Raw genomic sequence first — 7560 nt, 5'->3', positions numbered from 1 at the left:
GGGCCCGGCGCCTGCCGCCCGGTGCCTGCCGCCCGGTCCTGAACGACGCGGTTGCCGTGTCCACGGCCGCTCCGCGCGCCCGGTACAGGGCGGCCGGTCTCCGCTGGGATTGCGCTCTGCCGTTTCGTCGGGAACCATCGCCGGGCGGCTCGAGGAAAGGCGACCATGTCACGGATGTTCCTGCGACCCGACGACGTGCGCGACCTGGTGGCGGAGCAGTGGGGTGCGGACCGAAGGGTCGCCGCTCTGGACCGGCTGACGGGCGGCAGCAAGAAGGGCGTCTACCGGCTCCGGCTGGACGACCGGACGACAGTGATCCTCTACGTGTGGGCGGCCGGCGAGAACTACTGGCCCCCGTCACCGGCCGTCCCCGACGATCCGTTCACCGACGCCTCGGGCGCCGAACTGTTCGCCGCCAACCACGCGGTTCTCACCGCCGTGGGCGTGCGGACGCCGGACCTGCTGATGCTCGACCGCGCCGGCCGCCATCTCCAGGCCGATGTCGCGCTGGTCGAGGACGTCGGCGCGATGAGGCTCGAAGCGCTCCTGGAACAGGACCCGGCCGCGGCCGCGGCACCCCTCGCCGCCCTGGGCGACGCCCTGCGCCGCATGCACATGACGCTCAGCCCGCGGTACGGCAGAATCGCGGCCATCGCCCGCGGCGACGCGCCGCAGGCCCGCGGCACCGAGGACATCATCACGGACCGGGCGCTGGGCCACCTCGACGCGGCGGCGGCCCGCGACGCCCGGCTCGCCGACGCCCACGAACGGATCACCGGCCATGTCCGCCACCTGCGCAACGCGGTCCCGGCGCGCGAACAATACGGACTGGTGCACGGCGAACTCGGACCGGACCACGTCTTCGTGACCCCGGCCGGCGAACCGGCCATGATTGACATCGAGGGTCTCGCATACTTCGACGTGGAGTGGGATCACGCCTGGCTGCGGATGCGCTTCGGCGACGCGTACTCGGCGCTGCGCCCGGTCGGCCTCGACCCACACCGGCTGGAGTTCTACCGGTACGCCCAGGTCCTGTCGCTGATCGAGGGCCCACTGAGAATCGCGGACACCGACTTCCCCAACCGCCGGTGGATGTTGGACCTCGCCGAGTGGAACATCACCAAAGCCCTGGCCGAGATCTGAACACCGCTGTCTCCGGCACGTCCTGCCAGGAACATGGCCGTCCCCTGCCGCGCCGGGTGGCTCGGTGGGTGCTGTCTACGATCGTGGGTGATGACCACTGAACCACCGTCGACGGTGAATGGCCGGGCCCGGGTACGCGAGGCGCTTGTGGACGCCGCTCGCGAACTGACGGTGACGCGCGGCTGGGAGCACGTGCGTATGGCGGACGTGGCCCGGGCCGCAGGCGTCAGCCGGCAGACGTTGTACAACGAGTTCGAGGGCCGGGCCGGGCTCGTCGAGGCGTTGGCGGTCGGCGAGATCCAGATGTTCGTGTCCGGTGTGCGCCGCCAGCTGTCCGCTCACGGCGGGGACGCGCGCGCCGCGGCGCGGGCGGCGATCCGGTTCGCGCTGGAGGAGGCGGACCGGAACCCCTTGGTGGGCGCCATTCTGGCCGGCGGGCGCGGGGGTGCCGACGAGTTGCTGCCGTTCCTGTCGACGCGCGCCGACGTCGTGCTCGACGCCGCCGGGGCCGTGATCGGGCAGTGGGCCGTCGAGCATCTGACGGATGTGTCGCCTGCCGCCGTGGACCTGGCCGCGGACGTCGTGGTCCGGCTGACCGTCAGCCACATCGTGCTGCCGAGGCGGCCGGCCGGCGAGGCGGCCGACGTGCTCGCCGACGTGTTCGTGCGTCTGCTGACCTGACGCTCTTCTTGACACGAAGGGCGTTCGTGTAAACCATGGGCGCATGGACGTCGCCGCACCCGCCTGGCGTGACACGAAGCGCCCACTCTGGCCGTTCGCCCTCGTGGTTCCGGCCCTGCCGTTCGTCGCCCTGCTGCTCTCCGCCACCACCGGGTCCGCCTGGGCGTGGTGGCTCACCCCGGTGGTCATCTTCGGTGTCATCCCCGCCGTCGACGTGCTCATCGGCGACGACCGGGCCAATCCGCCGGAGTCGGCCGTGCCCGCGCTGCAGGCCTCGCCCTACTACCGGTGGATCACCTATCTGTACCTGCCCGCCCAGTTCGGCGCGCTCGTCGTGGCCTGTGCGGTGTGGACCCGCGGGCCCGGGCCGGCCGGCGCGGTGGGTCTCGTGCTGACCGCCGCGCTGGTCAACGGCATCGCCATCAACACCGCCCACGAGCTGGGCCACAAGCGCGAGAGCGTCGAGCGCTGGCTGTCCAAGATCGCCCTGGCGCCGACCGGATACGGCCACTTCTTCGTCGAGCACAACCGCGGCCACCACGTGCGGGTCGCCACTCCGGAGGATCCCGCCAGCGCCCGGCTCGGCGAGAGTTTCTACCGGTTCTGGCCCCGGACCGTGCTGGGCAGCCTGCGCTCGGCGTGGCGCCTGGAGACCTCGCGGCACCGGCTGCGCGGCCGCAGCCCGTGGAGCGTACGCAATGAGATCCTGCACGCCTGGGCCATGACGGCGGCGCTGTTCGCGGTCCTGACGATCGCCTTCGGCCCGAGCGTGCTGCCGTTTCTGCTGTTGCAGGCCGTGGTCGGCTTCTCCGTGCTGGAGGCGGTCAACTATCTCGAGCACTACGGCCTGCTGCGGCGGCGCAATGCCGCCGGGCGCTACGAAAAGGTCGATCCGCGGCACAGCTGGAACAGCGACCGGCTGACCACCAACGTGTTCCTCTTCCAGCTTCAGCGGCACAGCGACCACCACGCCAACCCGCTGCGCCGCTACCAGACCCTGCGCAGCTTCGACGCCTCACCACAACTGCCGGCGGGCTACGCGACGATGCTGCTGATCGCGCTGATTCCGCCCGTGTGGCGACGGGTGATGGACCCTCGGGTCCTCGCCCACTACGACGGAGACGCCGGTTCGGCCAACGCGGTGCCCGGTTACCGACCGCTCTGACCTGCTATTTCGTACACTTGATCGAATGGGTTGGCCGGGCTAGGGTCTCTCGTCGTGGATCAACAACCCTCGTCGCGTGAGCTCGCCGCCGCGCACATCCTCGGTCAGTATCAGCAGGCCGGTCTCTGGTTCGACGGCATCTACCAGATGCTGCTGACCCATCTGCGGGAGCACCGGCAGGCGGAGCCCCAGCCGAACGAGTACGGCGGGCTGGTCGCGGAGACCAGCCGGCTCGGCTTCGCCGACTACCGGGATCCGGCGACGTCCTGGCCGAACCTGGTCATCGACGGCAGCGTCCTGCTGTCATTCGCCCGGCTGGACAGCGAGACCGTGGGTGCGGCGTTGATCGACGCGGTCGCTGACGATTCCTGCCGGGTCATCGTCTCGCCGCTCGCGTACCGGCACGTCGCCGACCGGTTGATCGCCGTTCGCGGCGCCGAGGAGCGGGTCCACCGGCTGCTGCGGCACCGGCCGGCGGGCGAGGACCCGGCGTCGCTGTCGGTGGTCGACGTGCCGCCGTTGACGTTCCGGCAGGTCGATGTCATGACGAAGCTGAACACCGGCGAACGTCTCGACGCGATGCACACGGTGCTGCTGGCGTTGCCCCACCGCTGCGTGATCGGGACGCTCGAGCCCGAGGTGTATCACCGGATCGGCTACGGCCGGGTGCTGAACCTCGCCGGGTGAGGCCGTCCGCCATGAGGGCCGGCCCGGAGCTGAAGGAAGCGAACGCCCGGCCCGGAAAGCATGAGGACCTCCGGGGTGCTGCCCGGAGGTCCTCAAGTACGGGCCCCTCTACCGCCGGTAACGACGGCGGGGATTCGGCATGAAGTGCCGGGTGGCGACGAACGTGATCGCCACGCTCGCGAGCACGATCACGACGATGATGAACACGGGCGCGCCCGCCCCCGACGGTGGCTGGACCTGCGCGGCATTCGGGGCGGCGTTGGCCGCGGCCGGCGGCGGCGCGGTCGGCAGCGCGGCGAAGTCGACGATCCCGCTGCTCTCCAGCAGGGTCATGTGCGTCATGACGAACTGGTTGGCGCGCTGCGCGAGCTTGCGCACCGTGTCGTTGCGGGTGCTGGCCCGGATGGTGGCGATGGCCGGGAAGATCTTGCCGTGGGCCGCACGCAGCCGGGCGATGTACACCCGGTCGAAGTCTTCCCCCTCCGCCTCGCGCATCTCGGCGAGCCAGCCCTGCTGGTCCGCGTTGGGTTTGTTCGGCAGGGTGACGTCGAGCTTCTTCGCCGCGTCGCGGACGAACTTGTCGAGCGCCTCGTGCTGGGCGGCGATGTCGCGCCCGATGGCCTGGATCCGGGGATCCTCCGACTTCTCCTGGGCCATCTCGCCGGCGGGAATCTCCCACAGGCCGGCCAGGCGGACCTTGACCGCGAAATCGCGGTCCGCCTCGGAGATGTCACCCTTGCCGCGATCGGCCAGCAGGCCGTTCGGCGGCACCGGTACGCCGGGCTCGGCGTGTGCCGCCTGCGGGTCGAGCGGAAACAGGGCCACGGCGACGAGCGCCGCAACCGACACGCGGCGACGCCACTGCAACATCCGATCGACGGCGAACACGTCATCCTCCGGCCATGATCTTGCTTGGTCCTGGTGAGCGGAGATACGTAACGCGGACCGCATCAGATCAACAAGCGCAAAGGAAATTTGTGAGGGGCCTGTGCCCGAGGGCCGGACAGCCACTCGCGGCGGTCAACGGCTCGGCGCCGCCGGCCCGATGCCAGGCCGGAATCGCCCCGGATGACGCCCATCGACCAACACGCCAGGTGCCGTTGCAGTACCAGGTGCGGAGTTCGGCCGCCGATGGGCGGCGCGGCAGGAATCGGTGTGGACAACCGGATGGCAACCCCGCAATCGTTCAAACCCGGACCCACCGAGCCGATCGGACGGCTGAGGACGACGATCAGGGGAGATGCCGGTGCGTGGTTGGCTTTCGGTGGCCGGTGGCCTGCGCGACGAGGACTGGGCGATCCGCCACCGGTTGCTGACTCTGCTGCTGCCCATCAGCATCGTTCCGCTGACCCTCTTCGGCTTCGCGAGCGGCGGACCCTACTCGGTCTGGCTGCTGTCCGTCACCCTGATCCTGCCGTGCCTGGCGGGTGCGGCGCTGCTGCGCCCGCGCCGGCTGCGTTCGATCCTCGTCGCCGTCGGGCTGACCGTCGCGTGCGGTGGTTTCGTCGTCCTGGGCGGCGGTGGCCTGACCGAGCCGCATTTCTCGTTCTTCATCGTCGCCGCCGCGCTGGCCCTGTACCGCGACTGGATGCCCTTCGGCGTCTTCCTGACCGGCACCCTGGTCATTCACGTGGCGAACGACCACCGCAGCGCCATGCTGCACCCGTGGGTCTGGGTGCTGGTGCACGGTCTCGCCGTGCTGACGGCGGCGGCCTTCCACGTCGTGGCCTGGCGCTTGAGCGAGACCGCGGAACGGCGGGCGCAGGACGACCTCGCCACCAGCCAGGCCCAGCTGAGCATGGCCTTCGACGAGACCCCGGTCCCGATGGCCATGTACGCCCCCGACGGCCGGCTGCAACGGTGCAACCCGGCGTACCGGAGCTGGCTCGGCCTGCCCGACCAACTGCCACCGGACTTCGCCATCACCGACCTGCCACTGACCCGGGTGGGGCACGAACGCGGCACATACCTGTCGGAAGTGCTGAGCGAACCCGACGCCAGCATCAAGGACATCGAGGCCTACCGGCGCCACGACGACGGTTCACTGATCTGGATCGAGACACACACCAACGGGCTGCGCGACCGCAGCGGCCGGCTGCAGTCGGTCTTCGTGCACTGCCGGGACGTCACCCGGCAGCAGGAGCACGAGGCCGGGCTGCGCCGCCAGGTCCGCGAGGACTCGCTGACCGGGCTGCTGTCGCGCTCGGCGTTCGAGCAGGACCTGGTCGAGCTCCTCGCAACGAACGGCGACCCGGTGTCCGTGCTCTACCTCGATGTCGACCGGTTCAAGACGATCAACGACGCGTCCGGCCACTCCGGCGGCGACGACGTGCTGCGGGCCCTGGCCGCCCGGCTGCGGCTGATCGTGCCGCGCGGCTCGCTCATCGCCCGCCTCGGTGGCGACGAGTTCGTGATCGCGCACCCCGGCCCCATCGAGGGCGGCCTCGACATCGGCCGGGCGGTGCTCGCCTCGCTGACCCAGCCGCTGCCGCTGGCCGGCGGGCAGGTGCAACTGGCGCTGAGCATCGGCCTGGCCGTGGCGCACGACCCGGCACAGACCGGACAGGCGATGCAGGCCGCCGACACCGCCATGTACTCGGCGAAGCGCGCCGGCGGCAACCGCCTGGAGATCTTCAACGACGAGATGCGGGTGGTGGTCCAGCAGCGCATCACCGCCGAGTCGCGGCTGCGGCAGGCCCTCGACGGCGACCGGATGGCGACGCTGCCGGTCTGGTTCCAGCCCATCGTCTCGCCCGCCACCGATCTCATCGTCGGCGCCGAGGCTCTGGTCCGGATGCGGACCAGCGAGGGTGAGATCCTGGCGCCGGGCCATTTCATCGCGGCCGCGGAGGAGACCGGGCTGGTGGTGCCGCTCGGCGAGCACGTGCTCGCTACCGCGCTGAGCCGCCTGCAGCAGTGGCGACACGAACTGGGCTACGTGTCGGTCAACGTCAGCCCGCGCCAGCTGAACGAGCCGGACTTCGTCCCGACGCTCGCCCGGCTGCTGGCCGACAGCGGCCTGGACGACCCGTCGCGGCTGGTCCTGGAGATCACCGAGACCGCGCTGCTGTCGAACTCCGCCGATCTGCAGAACCGGCTGCATGCCATCAAGGCACTCGGGGTGCGGATCGCCCTGGACGATTTCGGGACCGGCTACAGCTCGCTGACCTGGTTGCAGTCCGTACCCGCCGACATCGTGAAGCTGGACCGGTCGTTCGTCGCCGGCCTGGCGCACGACAGCCGCAAGGAGTCGATCATCTCGGCCGTGCTCTGGCTGGCCCGCTCGCTGAACATGTCCGCGGTCGCCGAGGGCGTCGAGGACCTCGCGGACTGGGAGGCCCTGCGGGCCGCCGACTGCCCCGCCATCCAGGGGTACTTCTTCAGCAGACCGGTCCCCGCCGAGGACTTCCACGAAATGCTCACACCCCTTCGCCGAAGCAGCCTGAAAACGGCCTGACCGGCGTTCAACACAAGTCCGCCGACGAGGCGTACGGGTGATGATCTTGAAAGATTCTCGCGTTTGCTCTAGAAATAGGCATGCGTCGGCTCATGATCGTGTTCGTGCTGCTCGCGCTCGGTGCCGGGGTGGCGTTCGGGCTGAGCGGCGCCCTGCGCCTGTCGTGGACCCCGGCCGAGGTGATGGCCGAGCCGGCGAGCGTGGCGCCGCGGCGCACCGCGGTCCCGTCCCCGTTCGGGGCGGTGACGGTGAGCCGCCACACGCACCGGCTGGACGTCGCGGCGCGGGCGGTCGCCGACGCCGTCAAGGGGCAGGGCGCCCGGGGCGTGCTCAAGGTGACCGTCGGCGCGGATGACGCCGACGAGAGCTACCGGCTCGACCGCCGCGCCGACGGGTTCACGCTCGCCGCGGCGGGCGAGGCGGGCGC

Annotated in this window: 7 protein-coding genes; 6 read left to right on the top strand and 1 reads right to left on the bottom strand. The window is 70.7% G+C overall.

Going from position 1 to position 7560, the window contains the following annotated elements; genetic code table 11:
- Positions 1-165: 165 nt before the first annotated feature.
- From AB0F10_RS42630 to AB0F10_RS42615, 4 genes are all read left to right on the top strand, one after another.
- The gene (locus tag AB0F10_RS42630) at positions 166-1143 is read left to right on the top strand and encodes a phosphotransferase (RefSeq protein ID WP_360639460.1); all 978 of its coding nucleotides are present in this window, start codon (positions 166-168) and stop codon (positions 1141-1143) included.
- Between the two features lie 90 nt (positions 1144-1233).
- On the top strand, positions 1234-1824 hold the full coding sequence (locus AB0F10_RS42625; protein ID WP_360639457.1) for a TetR family transcriptional regulator: 591 nt from the start codon (positions 1234-1236) through the stop codon (positions 1822-1824).
- Positions 1825-1867: 43 nt separating this feature from the next.
- A complete protein-coding gene (locus AB0F10_RS42620; protein ID WP_360639454.1) occupies positions 1868-2989 on the top strand; it encodes an alkane 1-monooxygenase in 1122 nt (373 codons plus the stop codon).
- 54 nt (positions 2990-3043) lie between these two features.
- The gene (locus AB0F10_RS42615) at positions 3044-3676 is read left to right on the top strand and encodes a hypothetical protein (RefSeq protein ID WP_360639451.1); all 633 of its coding nucleotides are present in this window, start codon (positions 3044-3046) and stop codon (positions 3674-3676) included.
- A gap of 108 nt (positions 3677-3784) precedes the next feature.
- Here AB0F10_RS42615 and AB0F10_RS42610 read toward each other — a convergent pair whose 3' ends face one another.
- Positions 3785-4687 (bottom strand): DUF4142 domain-containing protein, encoded by a 903-nt coding sequence (locus tag AB0F10_RS42610; RefSeq protein ID WP_360639448.1) that lies wholly within the window; start codon positions 4685-4687, stop codon positions 3785-3787.
- A gap of 235 nt (positions 4688-4922) precedes the next feature.
- On the opposite strand from AB0F10_RS42610, the gene AB0F10_RS42605 reads away from it, so the two are divergent.
- Complete coding sequence (locus AB0F10_RS42605) at positions 4923-7133, top strand: EAL domain-containing protein (protein WP_360639445.1); 2211 nt, start codon at positions 4923-4925, stop codon at positions 7131-7133.
- An 80-nt stretch (positions 7134-7213) separates the two neighbouring features.
- A partial coding sequence (locus tag AB0F10_RS42600; protein ID WP_360639442.1) for a hypothetical protein occupies positions 7214-7560 on the top strand: 347 nt, incomplete at its 3' end.

Origin of the sequence: Actinoplanes sp. NPDC026623 (assembly GCF_040638275.1) — a bacterium.
Classification (GTDB): Bacteria; Actinomycetota; Actinomycetes; order Mycobacteriales; family Micromonosporaceae; genus Actinoplanes.
This window is presented reverse-complemented; position numbering and strand designations above follow the sequence as displayed.